Source organism: Nostoc sp. FACHB-110, assembly GCF_014697425.1.
Taxonomy (GTDB): Bacteria; Cyanobacteriota; Cyanobacteriia; order Cyanobacteriales; family Nostocaceae; genus Nostoc_B.
The window spans coordinates 31,971-52,745 of record NZ_JACJRU010000022.1 but is presented as its reverse complement, the minus strand read 5'-3'; the positions used below and the strand labels follow the sequence as shown (position 1 = coordinate 52,745).

General features: G+C 45.3%; 1 protein-coding gene. It reads left to right on the top strand.

Going from position 1 to position 20,775, the window contains the following annotated elements; genetic code table 11:
• The first annotated feature begins 45 nt into the window (after window positions 1–45).
• Window positions 46–20,754 carry a non-ribosomal peptide synthase/polyketide synthase gene (locus tag H6G69_RS19545; protein ID WP_190690806.1) on the top strand — a complete coding sequence of 6,903 codons (20,709 nt, stop codon included), beginning with the start codon at window positions 46–48 and terminating at the stop codon, window positions 20,752–20,754.
• Window positions 20,755–20,775 lie beyond the last annotated feature (21 nt).

The following is a 20,775-nucleotide window of genomic DNA, read 5'->3' as shown; positions in this document are numbered from 1 at the left end:
TTCATCTCCAGCTACTTAAAACTATTAGAAATTGAAAATAAGATTATGAGTTTAACAGAATTTATCAATAATCTGGCGGCAAAGAATATTGAACTGTGGGTAGAGGGAGACAAGCTATACTACGACGCACCAGAAGATGCACTAACCCCTGAGTTGTTGGGGGAAATTAAGCAATATAAAGCAGAAATTATCAAGTTGTTATCTGATGGTGATCAGGCGACATCAACTTATCCCCTGTCCCAAGGTCAAAAAGCACTGTGGTTTTTAGATCAACTAGCACCGCAGAGTGTCGCTTATCACCTCACTTATACAGCGAAATTAGCCGCAAATGTAGATATTTTCGCCCTCAAACAAGCAGCACAAGTCCTTGTGGATAGACATCCAGTGTTGCGGACTACCTTTGCTACCGTTGATAGCGAACCCGTGCAGACAATTCACGCCAATCAGCAAGTTGACTTTAGCATCGAAGAAGTTAGCGATTTTGCACAAGATGATGTAGATAATTGGGTTGCAGAAAGAAGCGATCGCCTTTTCGACTTAGAACAAGGCCCAATAGTACGCTTCGATTTGTTAATTAATCAGACTACCAGCAATCAAGCCGCAACAGAACATATTCTGCTCATCACCCTACATCATATAATTGGGGATTTCTGGTCTTTAGAAATCCTCATCAATGAACTGAGAGCATTGTATCAAGCGATAGCCAAAGGTATACCCCACCAACTACCCGCAGCCAAATATCAGTATCAAGATTACGTCAACTGGTCAGAGCAAATGCTCGCTAGTTCAGAAGGCGATCGCTTGTGGAATTACTGGCAAAAACAACTCTCAGGTGAGTTACCATTGCTCAACTTACCAACCGATAGACCAAGACCAGAGAACCAAACTTATAACGGGACTAACCAATTTTTTGCCCTGGATGAACAACTGCTGCACCAGCTGACAGAATTAGCCAAGCAACAGGGTGCGTCTTTATACACAGTTGTATTAACAGCATTACAAATATTATTATTACGTTATACCAATCAAGAAGATATTTTAATTGGTTCACCAATGGTGAATCGGAGTCGGTCGGAATTTGAGAAGATTATCGGTTATTTTACGAATCCTGTGGTCTTGCGTGCAGACCTGTCAGGAAATCCCACCTTTGAAGAATTGCTGGAGCGATCGCGCGCCTGTGTTTTAAACGCCCTAGACCATCAAGAATATCCCTTTCCCCTATTAGTAGAGCGACTGCAACCAGTCCGCGACCCCAGTTATTCGCCAATCTATCAGGTAGCCTTAGCCTGGGATCGATCTCATCAAAACGACCAAGAAGCTTTACTTACAGAAAGTGATGAGTTAATTGTCGAATCTATGCCAGGGTCTAGAGGGGCTATATTCGATTTAACCTTAACTATTTTGGACGAGCCAGGTTCGCTCAAAGGTACATGGAATTACAACACTGATTTATTTGATAGCAGTACTATCGAGCGGATGGCAGTTAATTTTGTCACCTTACTAGAAAGTATTGTTACTAATCCCCAAGAGCGAATTTGCCAATTACCCATACTCACACAGGCGGAACAACAGCAGTTATTAGTCCAGTGGAATCATACCCACACAGATTATCCCCAAGATAAATGTATCCATCAGTTATTTGAGGAGCAAGTAGAGCGCACACCTGACGCTGTGGCTGTAGTGTGTGAAAATCAGCAATTGACATATCACGAGTTGAACAGTCGTGCTGACTCCTTAGCCCATTACTTGCGCTCCTTGGGAGTAGGCGCAGATGTGTTAGTAGGGATATGTGTAGAACGCTCCCTAGAAATGGTAGTAGGACTCCTAGCGATTCTCAAAGCAGGTGGGGCTTACGTACCACTTGACCCAGAATATCCCCAAGACCGTTTGAGTTTCATGCTGGCAGATACTCAAGTTTCGGTACTGTTGACTCAAGAAAAATTAGTACAGTCTCTTGGGCAACATCAGGCGCAGGTTGTCTGCTTAGATAAAGACTGGGAAAACATCGCCCAGGCAAATCAGCATCCTCTCAACAGCATAGTTAGTGCAGAAAACCTGTGTTATGTAATTTACACCTCCGGTTCCACAGGCACACCCAAAGGAGTAGTAGTTACCCATCAGTCTGTAAATCGACTAGTATGCAACACCAACTACATCCAGTTCACACCGGATGATTGCGTTGCTCAAGCCTCAAATATTGCCTTTGATGCAGCCACCTTTGAAATTTGGGGAGCATTGCTGCACGGAGGCAAATTAGTCATCATCAGTAAATCTGTATTGCTCAACCCCCAAGAATTTGCCGCCTACCTCCACTCTTACCAAATCAGTGTATTATTCCTCACCACAGCTTTATTCAATCAGTTAGCCAGTTTTCTACCGCAAGCATTTAGTTCCTTAAAATATCTCCTATTTGGTGGTGAAGCAGTTGACCCGAAATGGGTGCAAGAAGTACTGGAAAAAGGCGCTCCCCAGCAATTGCTTCATGTCTATGGCCCAACAGAAAATACCACTTTTTCTTCTTGGTATTTGGTAGAAGAATTACCAACCACAGCTACAACTATTCCCATTGGTCGCCCCATTAGCAACACGCAGATATACATACTTGACCAATATCTACAACCAGTACCAGTAGGTGTAGCCGGAGAGTTACACATAGGCGGTGCGGGATTAGCCAGAGGCTACCTGAACCGACCAGAATTAACACAAGCCAAATTCATCCCCAACCCGTTTGATAATTCAAAATTATATAAGACTGGGGATTTGGTAAGGTATTTACCAGATGGCAATATTGAATACATAGGACGTATTGACAATCAAGTAAAAATACGCGGTTTCCGTATTGAGTTGGGTGAAATAGAAGCAATACTCAATCAACATGAAGCTGTACAAACCAATTGTGTCATCGTCCGGGAAGATACCAGAGGGGAGAAGCGGCTAGTCGCCTACATTGTATCTGCATCAGAAGTTAAAATAACCACAAGTGAACTGCGTAGCTTCCTGAAACAAAAGCTGCCAGATTATATGATTCCTAGTGGTTTTGTGTTTCTAGAAGCACTACCACTAACCCCCAATGGCAAAATAGACAGACGAGCGTTACCAACACCAGAAATAGACAGCGAACAGGTAGAGAAATATGTAGCACCGCGCACCCCCACAGAAGAACTGTTAGCACTGATATGGCAAGAAGTGCTGAAACTAGAGCGAGTAGGTAGAGAAGATAATTTCTTTGAATTAGGTGGACACTCACTACTAGCAACGCAAATAGTCTCCCGCATTCGTACAAACTTCCAAATCGAACTACCATTGCGGAGTTTATTTGCCGCACCGACAATTGCGGGAATAGCATCCATCATCGGGCAACTACAGCAACAAGACTTAGCACTAGCAGCACCCCCCATTCTCAAGCGGACAGAGAATGCAGACTTACCACTATCATTCGCCCAACAAAGGTTGTGGTTTTTAGACCAGTACGAGACAAACAGTTCTTATTACAACATCCCCATCGGCTTGCGTCTAGTAGGAAATCTCAACGTGGCGGCGTTAGAAACAAGCTTAGAAGCAATTATTCATCGCCACGAAGCATTAAGAACGAATTTCATCACCATTGATGGTCAAGCGACACAAGTCATTCAAGCACAAACAAACTGGCTCCTAGAAGTAGTTGACTTGCAGCATTTATCAGCACAGGAAATTGAAATTGCAGCACAGAAAATCACTCAACAACAAGCACTGACGCCTTTTGACTTGGCAGGTGAACCACTAATCAGAGTCAAATTATTGCTGCTGTCTGATACAGAACAGTGGTTGTTAGTTTGTATGCACCACATTGTCAGTGACGGTTGGTCAATGAGCGTATTTGTGCAGGAGTTACAAGCACTATACAATGCCTATAGCCAAAATCAACAGTCACCATTATTACCACTGCCAATACAGTATGCAGATTTCGCTATTTGGCAAAGACTGTGGTTGCAAGGAGATGTACTTAATCGCCAACTGAGTTACTGGAAACAACAGTTAGCTTCAGCACAGACATTCCTACCATTACCTACAGACAGACCCAGACCTGCGGTGCAGACTTTCAACGGTGCATACTTGGAGTTTGCACTGTCGGCTGAGTTAACTCAGAAATTGGAAAAACTGAGTAATCAGCAAGGGGTAACGCTGTTTATGACGCTGTTAGCGGCGTATAACACCCTGCTGTATCGTTATACAGGGCAAGAAGATATTTTGGTAGGGACACCAATAGCGAACCGCGATCGCACCGACATCGAAGGGTTAATCGGCTTTTTTGTCAATACCTTGGTGATGCGAACCGATTTATCGGCAAATTCTAGTTTTAGCGAATTACTCTGGCGCATTCGCTCAATAGCACTGTCGGCTTATGCTCATCAAGATTTACCCTTTGAAATGCTGGTAGAAGCGTTGCAGCCAGAACGGGATCTCAGTCATACACCACTGTTCCAGGTGATGTTTTCCCTGCAAAATGATGCGCCCATCTCACAAGTGCAATTGAGTGGGTTAACAGTCAGTTCCTTACCCATAGCTAGTAAAACCGCCAAGTTTGATTTAACTTTAGGAATGGAAAATACTGCTAATGGGCTGTGTGGCTGGTGGGAATATAACACTGATTTGTTTGACAGCAGCACAATTGAGCGGATGAATGGGCATTTTCTCACCTTGCTAGAAGCAATTGTGGCTCATCCAGAAGAACGCATTGCCCAACTACCAATCCTCACTCAGTCAGAACAACAGCAGTTATTATTCCAGTGGCAAGATACACAGCTTGAATATGGCCAAGATAAGTGTATTCATCAATTGTTTGAGGAGCAAGTAGAACGGACACCCGATGCAGTGGCGGTGGTGTTTGAAAACCAGAGCCTGACATACCAGGAGTTAAACTGTCGCGCCAACTCTTTAGCACACCACTTGCGTTTGGAGGGTGTCGGTGCAGATATACTAGTAGGACTAAGTGTAGAACGCTCCCTAGAAATGGTCATAGGCATATTAGGCATCCTCAAAGCAGGTGGAGCATACCTACCACTAGACCCAGAATATCCCAGCGAACGTTTAGCATTCATGCTCGAAGATGCTCAAGTCAGCGTACTACTCACCCAACAGCATCTAGTCGAGAAATTACCAGCACATCAAGCACAACTAGTCTGTATCGACAGCGAATACCCACATACCCCAGCAAATCTGCTGGATGTAGTCAAACCCGCAAATCTGGCTTATGTTATCTACACATCAGGTTCCACAGGGAAACCCAAAGGCGTATTAGTCAACCACAGTAACGTCACTCGCCTATTTGCCGCCACCGATGCTTGGTATAACTTTAGTGCAGCAGATGTGTGGACATTATTCCACTCTTATGCGTTCGACTTCTCAGTCTGGGAAATATGGGGAGCATTGCTGTATGGTGGCAGATTAGTAGTAGTACCATATTTAGTCACGCGATCGCCTGAATCTTTCTATGAGTTATTGTGTACTGAAAAAGTCACCGTTCTTAATCAAACCCCATCAGCCTTCCGTCAATTAATTGCCGCAGAACAGTCCAAAGAAACTATTGGCGATATCAACTTACGCCTAGTCATTTTCGGTGGCGAAGCTTTAGAACCAAAAACATTACAACCTTGGTTTGAGCGACACGGTGATGAGTTACCCCAATTAGTGAATATGTACGGCATTACCGAAACCACCGTCCATGTTACCTATCGTCCCATCACCCAAGCCGATGTGCATGGGGGAGCAAGTGTCATTGGTTGTCCCATTCCCGACTTGCAGGTGTATGTCCTAGACCAATATCACCAAGTAGTACCTGTGGGTGTACCGGGAGAAATGTATGTTGGTGGTGCTGGGGTGACGAGTGGTTATCTTAATCGTGCGGAACTGACAGCACAAAGGTTTATTCCTCATCCTTTTGATGAAAACTCCGCTCAACGCTTGTATAAAACTGGAGATTTAGCCCGTTATTTACCAAATGGGGAGTTGGAATATTTAGGGCGCATTGACCAACAAGTGAAGATTCGCGGTTTCCGTATTGAGTTGGGAGAGATTGAGGCGTTATTGTTGCAACATCCCACTGTCAGGGAAAGTGTGGTGATAGTGCGAGAGGATCAACCAGGGGATAAACGTCTGGTGGCTTACTTAGTCCCACAAGGTGAAGAGTCTCCCAAAGCATCCGAACTACGTGCCTTCCTCAAACAAAAGCTCCCTGATTACATGATTCCTGGTGCTTTTGTACACCTAGATGCTTTCCCACTTACGGTTAATGGTAAGCTAGACAGACGCGCGTTACCAACACCAGAAATAGACAGCGAATACACAGAGAAATATGTAGCACCGCGCACCCCTACAGAAGAACTGCTAGCATTGATATGGCAACAAGTTCTCAAACTAGAGCGAGTAGGTAGAGAAGATAACTTCTTTGAGTTAGGTGGACATTCACTACTAGCAACGCAAATAGTATCGCGTATTCGTACCAACTTCCAAGTCGAACTACCATTGCGGAGTTTATTTGCCGCACCGACAATTGCAGAAATAGCATCAATAATTGGGCAACTACAGCAACAAGACTTAGCACTAGCTGCACCCCCCATTCTCAAGCGGACAGAGAATGCAGACTTACCACTATCATTTGCCCAACAAAGGTTGTGGTTTTTAGACCAGTTCGAGACAAACAGTTCTTTCTACAACATCCCCATCGGCTTGCGCCTAGTAGGAAATCTCAACGTGGCGGCGTTAGAAGCAAGTTTAGAAACAATTATTCAGCGCCACGAAGCATTAAGAACGAATTTCATCAGCATTGATGGCAAAGCGACACAAGTAATTCAAGCACAAACAAACTGGACACTAGAAGTAGTTGACCTCCAGCATTTATCGGCACAGGAAATTGAAATTGCGGCACAGGAATTAGCCCAACAACAAGCACTGACACCTTTTGACTTAGCAGGTGAACCATTAATCAGAGTCAAATTATTGCTGCTGTCGCCGACAGAACAGTGGTTGAGTGTATGTATGCACCACGTAGTCAGTGACGCTTGGTCGATGGGTGTGTTTGTGGATGAATTAAGCACACTATACAATGCCTATAGCCAAAATCAACCATCACCGTTGTTACCACTGCCAATACAGTATGCAGATTTTGCTATTTGGCAAAGGCAGTGGTTGCAAGGGGAAGTCCTGGACAAGCAATTAAGTTACTGGCAACAACAGTTAGCCTCAGCACCGACATTCTTACCATTACCTACAGACAGACCTAGACCTGCGGTGCAGACTTTCAATGGTACATATCTGGAGTTTGCACTGTCGGCTGAGTTAACCCAGCAGTTGGAAAAACTGAGTAATCAGCAAGGGGTAACGCTGTTTATGACGCTGTTAGCGGCATATAACACCCTGCTGTATCGCTACACCGGGCAAGAAGATATACTCGTGGGTTCGCCCATTGCTAACCGCGATCGCAGTGAAGTAGAAGGGTTAATCGGCTTTTTTGTCAATACCTTAGTGATGCGGGGTGACTTATCACAAAATCCCAGTTTTAGCGAATTACTCTGGCGCATTCGCTCAATGGCACTGTCGGCTTACGCTCATCAAGATTTACCCTTTGAAATGCTGGTAGAAGCATTACAGCCAGAACGGGACTTGAGCCATACACCATTGTTCCAGGTGATGTTTTCTCTGCAAAATGATGTACCCATTTCACAAGTGCAGTTGAGTGGGTTAACTGTCAGTTCCTTACCCATCAAACTGACAACTTCCCGGTTTGATTTAACCTTAATCATGCAGAACAGTCCGACTGGACTTGTTGGCTTGTGGGAATACAGCACTGACTTGTTTGATGCTAGTACTATCGAGCGGATGACAAGTCATTTTGTCACCTTGCTGGAAGACATTGTTGCTAACCCACAACAAAACATCTGCCAATTGCCACTGCTGACACAAACCGAACAACAAAACTTACTGGTTGAGTGGAACGATACTTTTGTTGATTATCCCCAAGATAAAGTTATCCATCAGTTGTTTGAGGCACAAGTAGAGCGCACACCTGACGCGGTGGCGGTAATATTTGAAAATCAGAGCCTGACCTACCACCAGTTGAACAGTAGTGCTAACTCTTTGGCAAACTACTTGCGTTCAGCGAAGCTGTCGTGTAGCGATTCGCTGGGAGTCAAACCAGATACATTAGTGGGGATATGTGTAGAACGCTCCCTCGAAATGGTAATTGGAATACTCGGAATACTCAAAGCAGGCGGTGCATACTTACCACTTGACCCAGAGTATCCCACTGAGCGTTTAGCATTCATGTTAGAAGATGCTGCCGTCTCAGTGCTGCTCACCCAACAAAAATTAGTTGAGAAACTACCACAACATCAAGCGCGTGTCGTCAACCTGGATAGCGACTGGCAAGACATCAATCAGATGAGTCAAGAGAATATCATCTCTGGCGTGCAAGCGCATAACTTGGGTTACGTAATTTATACCTCTGGTTCCACAGGACAACCAAAGGGCGTAGCCATGAATCAGATTGCTCTTTGCAATCTCATATTGTGGCAACTGCACAATTCCCCAATGTCATCTCAAGGAGTCAAAACCCTACAATTTGCCCCAGTCAGCTTTGATGTCTCCTTCCAAGAAATGTTTACTACTTGGTGTAGTGGCGGCACATTGCTATTAATTGACGAGCAACTGCGGCGTGACTCGTTAGCATTATTAAAACTACTCCAACAACAAGCAGTAGAAAGATTGTATCTGCCGTTTGTAGCTTTACAGCAACTAGCGGAGGTAGCCGTTAGTAATGAAATAGTCACTAGCCATCTGCGGGAAATCATTACTGCTGGAGAACAGTTACAGATTACTCCTGCCATTGCTAACTGGCTTTCTGGGCTACGTGACTGTACGCTGCACAATCATTACGGCCCATCGGAAAGTCATGTAGTCGCTACATATACGCTGACTCCTCCTGTAGACAATTGGGCAGCACTACCGCCAATAGGTCGCCCCATCGCCAATACGCAAATCTATATCCTCGACCAATATCTACAGCCTGTACCAGTAGGTGTACCAGGAGAGTTGCACATCGGTGGTGTTTCCTTAGCCAGAGGCTATCTCAACAGACCAGAATTAACAGAAGAAAAATTTATTCCCAACCCCTTCCGAGGCAGGGGAGCAGGGGAGCAGGGGAGCAAGGGAGAAGATAGGCTGTATAAGACTGGGGATTTGGTAAGGTATCTAGCAGATGGCAATATTGAATACCTGGGACGCATAGATAATCAGGTAAAAATTCGGGGATTCCGGATTGAATTGGGTGAAATTGAAGCAGTCCTGAGCCAATATCAGCTTCTACAAGCCAATTGTGTCATTGTCCGCGAAGAGAGCATGGGGGATAAACGACTAGTAGCTTACATTGTTCCCCAACCGGAACAGACAGTTATTGTCAGCGAACTGCGACAATTCCTCAAATCCCAGCTACCAGAATACATGGTTCCGGCGGCGATCGTCACTTTGGATGCCCTACCCCTGACTCCTAGTGGCAAAGTCAACCGTCGCGCTCTACCAGCACCAGAGCTAAGTAGTGAAATTTCCGAGACATATGTCGCACCTCGCACGCCAATAGAAGAAATCCTGGTACTGATTTGGCAACAAGTGCTGAAAGTGGAGCCTATCGGCAGAGAAGACAATTTCTTTGAGTTAGGCGGACACTCACTACTAGCGACGCAAATAGTCTCCCGCATTCGTACAAACTTCCAAGTCGAACTACCATTGCGGAGTTTATTTGCTGCACCGACAATTGCGGGAATAGCATCAATAATAGGACAACTACAGCAACAAGACTTAGCACTAGTTGCACCGCCCATTCTCCAGAGGACAGAGAATGCAGACTTACCCCTGTCCTTCGCGCAGCAAAGGTTGTGGTTTTTAGACCAGTTCCAGCCGAACAGTTCCTTATATAATATTCCCTTCGGGTTACGCTTAGTGGGAACTGTTGATGTGGCGGCGTTAGAACAAAGCTTGAGGGAAATTATTCATCGCCACGAAACTTTACGCACGAACTTTGTTACCGTTGATGGGCAGCCAAGACAAATTATTCAAACCCTCACGAATTGGCAACTTGCAGTAGTTGACTTGCAGCATTTATCGGCAAGCGAACAAGCAACGACTGCACAGCAATTATTGCAACAACAAGCAATTCAAACCTTTGACTTAGGGTCGGATGCCTTAATCAGAGCGACATTATTAGTGCTGTCGCAAACAGAACAGTGGTTGAGTGTATGTATGCACCACGTAGTCAGTGACGGTTGGTCGATGGGTGTGTTTGTGGATGAATTAACCGCACTGTACAATGCCTATAGCCAGAATCAACAGTCACCGTTGTTACCACTGCCAATACAGTACGCAGATTTTGCTATTTGGCAAAGACAGTGGTTGCAAGGGGAAGTCCTCGACAAGCAATTGAGCTACTGGAAACAACAGTTAGCCTCAGCACAGACATTCCTACCATTACCCACAGACAGACCCAGACCTGCGGTGCAGACGTTCAATGGTACATATTTGGAGTTTGCATTGTCGGCTGAGTTAACCCAGAAATTGGAAAAGCTGAGTACTCAGCAAGGGGTAACAATGTTTATGACGCTGTTAGCGGCATATAACACCCTGCTGTATCGCTACACCGGGCAAGAAGATATTTTAGTGGGGACACCGATAGCGAACCGCGATCGCACCGACATCGAAGGGTTAATCGGCTTTTTTGTCAATACCTTGGTGATGCGGAGTGACTTATCACAAAATCCCAGTTTTAGCGAATTACTCTCACGCATTCGCTCAATGGCACTGTCGGCTTATGCTCATCAAGATTTACCCTTTGAAATGCTGGTAGAAGCATTACAGCCAGAACGGGATCTCAGCCATACACCATTGTTCCAGGTAATGTTTGCCCTCCAGAATGCGCCCATTTCAGAAGTGCAGTTGAGTGGGTTAACGGTCAGTTCCTTACCCATCGCCAGTAAAACTGCCAAGTTTGATTTAACTTTAGCCATGCAAAACACGGCGACTGGCTTAATAGGATGGTGGGAATATAACACTGACTTGTTTGACAGCAGCACCATTGAGCGGATGAATGGGCATTTTCTCACCTTGCTAGAAGCAATTGTGGCTCATCCAGAAGCGCAAATTGCCCAACTACCAATACTCACTCAGTCCCAACAACAACAGTTATTATTCCCGTGGCAAGATACACAGCTTGACTATGGCCAAGATAAGTGTATTCATCAATTATTTGAGGAGCAGGTAGAGCTTACACCCGATGCAGTGGCGGTGGTGTTTGAAAATGAAAGCCTGACATACTACGAATTAAACTGTCGCGCCAACTCTTTAGCAAATTACTTGCGTTTGGAGGGTGTCGGTGCAGATATACTAGTAGGACTAAGTGTAGAACGCTCCCTGGAAATGGTCGTGGGAATATTAGGCATCCTCAAAGCAGGTGGAGCATACCTACCACTAGACCCAGAATATCCCAGCGAACGTTTAGCATTCATGCTCGAAGATGCTCAAGTCAGCGTACTACTCACCCAACAGCATCTAGTCGAGAAATTACCAGCACATCAAGCACAACTAGTCTGCATCGACAGCGAATACCCCCAATACCAATCAAATCTGCTGGATGTAGTCAAACCCACAAACCTGGCTTATGTTATCTACACCTCCGGTTCCACAGGGAAACCCAAAGGCGTATTAGTCAACCACAGTAACGTCACTCGCCTATTTGCCGCCACCGATGCTTGGTATAACTTTAGTGCAGCAGATGTGTGGACATTATTCCACTCTTATGCGTTCGACTTCTCAGTCTGGGAAATATGGGGAGCATTGCTGTATGGTGGCAGATTAGTAGTAGTACCATATTTAGTCACGCGATCGCCTGAATCGTTCTATGAGTTATTGTGTACTGAAAAAGTCACAGTTCTCAATCAAACCCCTTCCGCCTTCCGTCAATTAATTGCCGCAGAACAGTCCAAAGAAACTATTGGCGATATCAAATTACGCCTAGTCATTTTCGGTGGTGAAGCCCTCGAACCCAAGACTCTGCAACCTTGGTTTGAGCGACACGGCGACACCTCACCCCAATTAGTGAATATGTACGGCATTACCGAAACCACCGTCCATGTTACCTATCGTCCCATCACCCAAGCCGATGTGCATGGGGGAGCAAGTGTCATTGGTTGTCCCATTCCCGACTTGCAGGTGTATGTCCTAGACCAATATCACCAAGTAGTACCTGTGGGTGTACCGGGAGAAATGTATGTTGGTGGTGCTGGGGTGACGCGTGGTTATCTCAATCGAGAGGAACTAACAGCCCAAAGGTTTATTCCTCATCCCTTTGATGAAAACTCCGCTCAACGCTTGTATAAAACCGGAGATTTAGCCCGTTATTTACCGAATGGGGAGTTGGAATATTTAGGCAGAATTGACCAACAAGTGAAGATTCGCGGTTTCCGTATTGAGTTGGGAGAGATTGAGGCATTATTGTTGCAACACCACTCTGTGCGGGAAAGTGTGGTGATAGTGCGAGAGGATCAACCAGGGGATAAACGTCTGGTGGCTTACTTAGTTTCGCAAGGTGAAGAGTTGGCGAAAGCTTCCGAACTACGTGCTTTCCTCAAACAAAAGCTACCTGATTACATGATTCCTAGTGCTTTTGTACACCTAGATGCTTTCCCTCTCACGGTCAATGGTAAGCTAGACCGTGCGGCGTTGAAACCACCAAGCAGCACCAGAGCAGAACTAGAAGATGATTTTGTCGCCCCCAGCACTACCAAAGAAAAAATCCTGGCGGCTATCTGGGCTAAGGTTCTGGGTGTGGAACAAGTAGGTATTCATGATAACTTCTTCGCTTTAGGTGGAGATTCCATTCGCAGTATTCAAGTGCTGGCTGCGGCTAAAGAACAAGGTTTGAATTTCTCTGTGCAGCAGCTATTCCAACATCAAACAATTCATGGTCTAGTCCAAGAACTGGAAACCCAAGGGCAGAATCTTACCAAGTCACAGTTAACTCAACCATTCAGTCTGATTTGCGAAGCAGACAAACAAAAGTTACCCGATGGCATAGAGGATGCTTATCCCCTGGCGATGCTGCAAATGGGTATGCTCTATCACACTGAGTACAACAAAGATAGTGCCGTCTACCGCGAAATTAGCAGTTTCCATTTCCAAGCCCCGCTTGATGTCGAACAGTTACAGGCTGCTTTACAAGATTTAGCTGAACGCCACCCCATACTGCGAACTTCCTTTGCACTCAGTAACTATACTATTCCCCTGCAACTAGTTCATCAGCAAGTTAAGATTCCCCTACTTGTAGAAGACTGGTGTCATTTAAATTATGAGCAGCAAGAAGCGGCTTTAGTTGCTTGGTTTGAAGTCGAAAAGCAACAGCATTTTGACTGGAATCATCCTCCCCTGATCCGTTTCTTTGTTCACCGTCGTACACAGGAATCATTTAATTTAACTTTAAGTTGCCACCACGCAATTCTCGATGGCTGGAGTGTGGCTTCGATGATGAGTGAGTTACTTGGGCGTTATTTATCACGGGTGAACGCAGCCGTCGATTATGTCTCACCACCATTAAGTCTCGCCTTCCGCGATTTTGTGGACTTAGAGCAACAAGCTTTAGCTGACGCAGCAACTCAAGATTACTGGAGTCACAAGTTAAGTGATAGCACTTTCACTAAGTTGCCCAGATGGTCGCCTGTGTCCAAAAACACTGGTGTTACTCCCCTCGGTGTACAAGAAGTCACTCTCTCCCCTGAGATTTGTCAAGGGTTGAAACAATTTGCTCAGTTGGCAGAAGTTCCTTTGAAGACAGTGCTGTTAGCGGCTCATTTACGGGTGTTGAATCTTCTGGGTGGAAACTCCGATGTGTTGACGGGTTTAGTAGCGAATGGCAGACCGGAACAAAGTGATGGCGATCGCATCTTAGGATTATTCTTGAATACTCTGCCACTTCGCTGTCAATTATCTGGCGGAACTTGGCTCGACCTAGTGCAGCAAGTGTTTAGGTCTGAACGGGAAATGCTACCACACCGTCGCTATCCACTCGCCCAAATCCAACGGAATTTAGGTGGTCAGCCTCTGTTTGAGACGGCGTTTAACTTCGTGCATTTTCATGTCTACCAACAGTTAATGGGGTTAGATAATTTGCAGCTACTGGGTGGTAAGTTCTTTGAAGAAACTAACTTCACTTTCACCGCTCAATTTGGTGTTGATCCCGCCTCATCTCAAATCGAGTTAAAACTGCAATACGATGCGACTGAGTTATCGGCGCTACAAATGCAGAGGATTGGTGACTACTACTTTAAGGCGCTGGTAGCAATGGTGAACCAGCCACAAGAACGTTACGAGTCGTACTCTCTGCTGTCAGAAGCCGAACAACAGCAGTTATTATTCCCCTGGCACGATACACACTTAGAGTATTCCCAAGATAAGTGTATTCATCAGTTGTTTGAGGAGCAAGTAGAACGCAGCCCCAACGCAGTAGCGGTAGTGTTTGAAAATGAAAGCCTGACATACCAGGAGTTAAACAACCGTGCCAACTCTTTAGCACATTACTTGCGTTCCTTGGGTGTAGGAGCCGATGTACTAGTAGGACTAAGTGTAGAACGCTCCCTAGAAATGGTAGTAGGGATATTAGGCATCCTCAAAGCAGGTGGAGCATACCTCCCACTAGACCCAGAATATCCCCCTGAGCGCCTGAGTTTCATGCTAGAAGATGCACAAGTCAGGGTAATAGTCACTCAACAGCATCTCATTGAGAAATTACCAGCACATCAAGCACAACTAGTCTGCATCGACAGCGAATACCCCCAATACCAATCAAATCTGCTGGATGTAGTCAAACCCACAAACCTCGCCTACGTCATCTACACATCAGGTTCCACAGGGAAACCCAAAGGCGTATTAGTCAACCACAGTAACGTCACGCGCCTATTTGCCGCCACCGATGCTTGGTATAACTTTAGTGCAGCAGATGTCTGGACATTATTCCACTCTTATGCATTCGACTTCTCAGTCTGGGAAATATGGGGAGCATTGCTCTACGGTGGCAGACTAGTAGTAGTACCATATTTAGTCACGCGATCGCCTGAATCTTTCTACCAGTTATTGTGTACTGAAAAAGTCACCGTTCTCAATCAAACCCCATCAGCCTTCCGCCAATTAATAGCCGCAGAACAAGCCAGAGAGAATATTGGCGATATCAACTTACGCCTAGTTATTTTCGGTGGCGAAGCCTTAGAACCAAAAACTCTACAACCTTGGTTTGAGCGCCACGGTGATGAGTTACCCCAATTAGTCAATATGTACGGGATTACAGAAACCACCGTTCATGTTACCTATCGTCCCATAAGCTTTGCCGATGTGGATGGGGGAGCCAGTGTTATCGGTCGTCCCATTCCCGACTTACAGGTGTATGTCCTAGACCAATATCACCAAGTAGTACCTGTGGGTGTACCGGGAGAAATGTATGTTGGTGGTGCTGGGGTGACTCGTGGTTATCTTCATCGTCCCGAACTGACAGCCCAAAGGTTTATTCCCCATCCTGTTGATCACAACTCTGGGCAACTATTATATAAAACCGGAGATTTAGCTCGTTATTTACCGAATGGGGAGTTGGAATATTTAGGCAGAATTGACCAACAAGTGAAGATTCGCGGTTTCCGCATTGAGTTGGGAGAGATTGAGGCGTTACTGTTGCAACATCCCGCAGTCAGGGAAAGCGTGGTGATAGTGCGAGAGGATCAACCAGGGGATAAACGTCTGGTGGCTTACTTAGTCCCACAAGGTGAAGAATCTCCCAAAGCATCCGAACTACGTGCTTTCCTTGAACAAAGACTCCCTGATTACATGATTCCTAGTGCTTTTATGTTCCTAGAAGCACTACCACTGACGGTAAATGGTAAGCTAAATCGTGCGGCATTGCCAGCAATTAACACAGCCAGACCAGAATTAGAAGATGATTTTGTCGCCCCCAGCACGACCGAAGAAAAAATCCTGGCTGCTATCTGGGCTAAGGTTCTGGGTGTAGAACAGGTGGGTATTCATGATAACTTCTTCGCTTTAGGCGGAGATTCGATTCGCAGTATTCAAGTGCTGTCTGCTGCTAAAGAACAAGGTTGGAATTTCTCTATACAGCAGCTATTCCAACATCAGACCATTCATGGGCTATTGCAAGAATTGAAAATGCCAGAGAATGAGATGGCAAAATTAGAATTAGCTCAACCATTTAGTCTCATTAGCGCAGCAGACAAACAAAAGTTACCTGCTGGTATAGAGGATGCTTATCCCCTGGCGATGCTGCAAATGGGTATGCTTTATCACACTGAGTTCAGTAAAGATACTGCTATCTATCATGATATTTTCAGTTACTACCTCAAAACCCCGCTTGATGTTGAACTTTTGCAGGTCGCCATACAAGATTTAGTTCAATATCACCCCATACTGCGGACTTCCTTTGACCCAAGTAACTTCAGTGTTCCTCTGCAATTAGTTCATCAGCGAGTGGAGGTTCCTTTACAGGTAGAAGATTGGTGTCATTTGAATGATTCTGAGCAAGAAGCGGCTTTAGTTGCTTGGTTTGAAGTCGAAAAGCAACAGCATTTTGACTGGAATCATCCTCCCCTGATCCGTTTCTTTGTTCACCGTCGTACACAGGAATCATTTAATCTCACTTTGAGCTTCCACCACGCAATTCTCGATGGCTGGAGTGTGGCTTCGATGATGAGTGAGTTACTTGGGCGTTATTTATCACGGGTGAACGCCGCAGTTGATTATGTCTCACCACCATTAAGTATCAACTTCCGCGATTTTGTGGACTTAGAGCAACAAGCTTTAGCTTCCTCCGCCACTCAAGATTACTGGAGTCAAAAGTTAAGTGATTGCACTTTCACTAAGTTGCCCAGATGGTCGCCTGTATCTAAAAACACTGGTGTTTCTAAGCTAGGTTTGCAAGCGGTCAGTTTATCTCCTGAGATTAGCGAAGGGTTGAAACAATTCGCTCAGTTAGCAGAAGTTCCTTTGAAGACGGTGCTGTTAGCGGCTCATTTACGGGTGTTAAGTCTGCTGGGTGGAAACTCGGATGTGTTGACGGGTGTAGTAGCGAATGGAAGACCGGAACAAAGTGATGGCGATCGCATCTTAGGATTATTCCTAAATACTCTACCCTTCCGTTGTCAATTGTCTGGCGGAACTTGGCTTGACCTAGTGCAGCAAGTGTTTAGGTCTGAACGGGAAATGCTACCACACCGTCGCTATCCACTCGCCGAAATCCAAAGGAATTTAGGCGGTCAACCTCTGTTTGAGACGGCGTTTAACTTCGTGCATTTCCATGCTTATGACAAGTTGCTGGGACTAGATAATTTGCAGCTACTGGGTGGTAAGTTCTTTGAAGAAACTAACTTCACTTTTAGCGCCCAATTTAGTGTCAATCTTGCCTCATCTCAAATCGAGTTAACACTTCAATACGATGCGACTGAGTTATCTGCACCACAAATCAACAAAATTGGTGAATACTATTTCCAGGCGCTAGTAGCAATGGTCAACCAGCCACAAAAACGCTACGAGTTGCATTCTCTGCTGTCAGAAGCCGAACAACAGCAGTTGTTAATTGAGTGGAATGATACACAGGTCGAGTATCCCCAAGATAAATGTATTCATCAGTTGTTTGAAGAACAGGTAGAGCGTACCCCCGATGCAGTGGCGGTAATATTTGACAATCAAAAACTGACTTATCACGAATTAAATTGTCGTGCTAATCAATTGGCGCACTATCTAAAATCTTTGGGTGTAAAACCAGATGTACTGGTGGGCATTTGTGTGAAACGCTCCCTAGAAATGATCGTGGGAATATTGGGAATTCTCAAAGCTGGTGGAGCTTATGTACCCCTTGACAGTAAATATCCCAGCGAGCGTTTAGCATTCATGTTGGAAGATGCTCAAGTTTCCGTGCTGGTGACTCAACAGGCACTGTTATACAGACTACCTGAGCATCAAGCACAGCTTGACTTCGACTACGCTCAGTACAAGGTTTGTTTGGATACGGATGCTGAGGCGATCGCACAATTCAGTCAAGATAATCCCATCAGCAACGTCCAAGCAACTGATCTGGCTTATGTAATTTATACCTCGGGTTCTACAGGCAAACCTAAAGGGGTGATGATTGAACATTGTTCTTTGGTCAACTTTACAAAAGTCGAGCAAGTACGATGGAGCATGAGTCAAAAAGATGCCGTCCTCCAGTTTAGTTCTTTTAGTTTCGATGTCTTTGCTAAAGATGTTTATCCCTGCTTAACTGCTGGCGGGACATTGGTATTACGCACAGAACAAATGTTAGATTCCTGGGCTGATTTTGTCGAAGGTATTCAACGTTGGCAAATCACCATCATGAATCTACCAACAGCCTACTGGCATGAGTTAATTACAGAACTGGCTCAAACAAACAAGAGTCTTTCGCCCAGTCTGCGACTGATCACTGTTGGTGGAGAACAACTGCTACCAGAAAAAGTCAAGCTGTGGTACGAATACTTAGAGCAAAATGCCGACTTGGATCAATTAGATACTCCTCCACAGTTGGTTAACGGTTACGGCCCTACGGAAACGACAATTCAAGCCAGTTGCTATGCCTTATCTACCGACATGGTTGCCGCTACCTTGTCCTCTGTTCCTATTGGTCGCCCCCTCCCGAACACCCAAATATACATCCTAGACAGTAACTTACAACCAGTACCTGTAGGTGTGCCTGGAGAACTGCATATTGGCGGTGCAGGTTTGGCTAGAGGCTACTTCAACCGTCCAGAATTGACAGCAGAAAAATTCATCCCCAACCCCTTCAATAATTCAAAATTATATAAAACAGGGGATTTGGCGCGTTATTTACCGGATGGCAATATTGAATACTTGGGACGTATTGATGGTCAAGTGAAAATCCGGGGATTCCGCATTGAGTTGGGCGAAATTGAAGCGGTACTGAGCCAGCATCCCGGTGTGAGAGAGACTGTCTTGATTGCCAGAGAAAGTATTCCCGGTAACAAGCAATTGGTGGCTTATGTTGTCCCGCTTCAGGAAGAAGCACCGACAATGAGTGACTTGCGCCTCTTCCTGAAACAGCGAGTCCCAGATTATATGGTTCCTGATGCGTTTGTGGTGCTAGAGTCCCTACCTCTGACACCTAATGGTAAAGTAGACCGTCGCGCTTTACCTGCACCAGATTTGCATCTCGAACTCAAACAGTCTTTTGTCGCTCCGCGCACGCCGATTGAGGAAATGTTAGCCAGGATTTGGGCTGAGTCGCTGAAAATCGACAAGGTTGGGGTACAGGATAACTTTTTTGAAATGGGTGGACATTCTCTCAAAGCCACTCAAGTTATATCTCAAGTGCGAAAAGCACTGAAAATCGAATTGCCGTTGCGATCGCTGTTTGACAACCCCACTGTAGCTGAACTAGCTGCGACAATTGCCGCCAAACTGGAAAATTCTCCTACAATTGTCGGCAATACACAGCAGGCTTTAAACGCGGACGCGATTTTAGATCCAGCCATTCAGCCTCATCTTTTATCTTTTACCTATACCAGGGAACCACAGAGTATCTTTTTGACCGGAGCCACTGGTTTTCTTGGCGGTTATTTACTCTATGAACTCTTAGAACAAACCCAGGCTGATATCTATTGTTTGGTGCGTGCTGCTGATGAACAACAAGCTAAACAAAAGGTGCAAAGCCAAATGGTATCTTGCCAATTGTGGCGAGATGTGTTCAGTTCGAGGATTATACCGATACTGGGGGATTTGTCAAAACCATTACTCGGTCTTTCTCCATCCCAGTTCCAAGATTTAGCCAGCAAGATTGATATCATTTATCACAATGGCGCATGGGTAAATGCTGTTTATCCTTACTCAGTCCTCAAAGCTGCTAACGTTTTGGGAACCCAGGAAGTGTTGCGGTTAGCCAGCGAAATTAAGCTCAAGCCTGTCCACCACATTTCCACAATGAGTGTATTTGGTTCACCAGCTTATTCGCAAGCGACAAAAATTTGGGAATCCGATCCCCTGGAACACAGCGAAGATATTAATAGTGGCTATTCCGAAAGTAAGTGGGTAGCCGAAAAATTGGTGATGAGTGCGCGCGATCGCGGACTGCCTGTTTCGATTTACAGATCCTGTAGAATCATCGGACACACCCAAACAGGTGTCTGCAATCCTGACGATTTGTTATCCAGATTTATCCCCGGCTGTATTCAGTTAGGAATGGTTCCCAAATTAGATGGTTGGCAAGAAAACGTGATTCCCATTGACTATATGAGCCGCGCAATTATTCATCTCTCCCAGCAGCAAGAGTCTTTGGGTAAAGCGTTTCACTTGGTCAATCCTCGTCCCACGCTGATGAGTAACGTGTTTAACTGCATTCGGGCTTTGGGCTATCGATTAGAGGAGGTTTCCTTTCCAGAGTGGCGATCGCACCTCATCCGCACTAATCAAGAATCTGCCAACCCAGTTTTACAATCTCTTCTGGCCATAGTTGGGGAACAGAACATAGAAAGCGATTCTCAAGAGAAAGCTGAGAACACCAATCAACCTCCTGAGTTCGACTTGACTAATACTCTTGCTGGATTAGCAGGTACAGACATTGTTTTCCCTGCTATTGAGGAAAAATTCATTCAGAAATATTTGGCTGATTTCATCATCAAGGGATTAGTGCCAAATCAAATAGAACGCAAAAACTAGACGGGAAATAGATCCCGGACT